Genomic DNA, 984 nt, shown 5'->3' with positions numbered 1-984 from the left:
ATTGAGGCGAACCGGGGGAACTGAAACATCTAAGTACCCCGAGGAAGAGAAATCAACCGAGATTCCGGCAGTAGCGGCGAGCGAACCCGGATTAGCCCTTAAGCTAGTTTTGCGACAGGTGAATGAGCTGGAAAGCTCAGCGATACAGGGTGATAGCCCCGTAACCGGTAGCGCATTTCGAGTGAAATCGAGTAGGACGGGACACGTGATATCCTGTCTGAACATGGGGGGACCATCCTCCAAGGCTAAATACTCCTGACTGACCGATAGTGAACCAGTACCGTGAGGGAAAGGCGAAAAGAACCCCTGTGAGGGGAGTGAAATAGAACCTGAAACCGTGTACGTACAAGCAGTAGGAGCCCTTCGGGGTGACTGCGTACCTTTTGTATAATGGGTCAGCGACTTAATTTTAGTAGCAAGGTTAACCGTTTAGGGGAGCCGTAGGGAAACCGAGTCTTAACTGGGCGTTCAGTTGCTAGGATTAGACCCGAAACCAGGTGATCTAGCCATGGGCAGGTTGAAGGTGAGGTAACACTTACTGGAGGACCGAACCGACTAATGTTGAAAAATTAGCGGATGACTTGTGGCTAGGGGTGAAAGGCCAATCAAACCTGGAGATAGCTGGTTCTCCCCGAAAGCTATTTAGGTAGCGCCTCGGACGAATACTACTGGGGGTAGAGCACTGTTAAGGCTAGGGGGTCATCCCGACTTACCAACCCTTTGCAAACTCCGAATACCAGTAAGTACTATCCGGGAGACACACGGCGGGTGCTAACGTCCGTCGTGGAGAGGGAAACAACCCAGACCGCCAGCTAAGGTCCCAAAGTTATAGCTAAGTGGGAAACGATGTGGGAAGGCTCAGACAGCCAGGATGTTGGCTTAGAAGCAGCCATCATTTAAAGAAAGCGTAATAGCTCACTGGTCGAGTCGGCCTGCGCGGAAGATTTAACGGGGCTAAGCTATACACCGAAGCTGCGGCAATGC

The 984-nt window shown here is 51.7% G+C and carries 1 rRNA gene; it reads left to right on the top strand.

Annotated features, from left to right (window positions below):
• A 23S ribosomal RNA gene (locus ACXAGQ_RS29065) occupies window positions 1–984 on the top strand; the annotation flags it as partial.

It is taken from the genome of Photobacterium sp. ABD4_091 (genome assembly GCF_056160145.1).
This window is presented reverse-complemented; position numbering and strand designations above follow the sequence as displayed.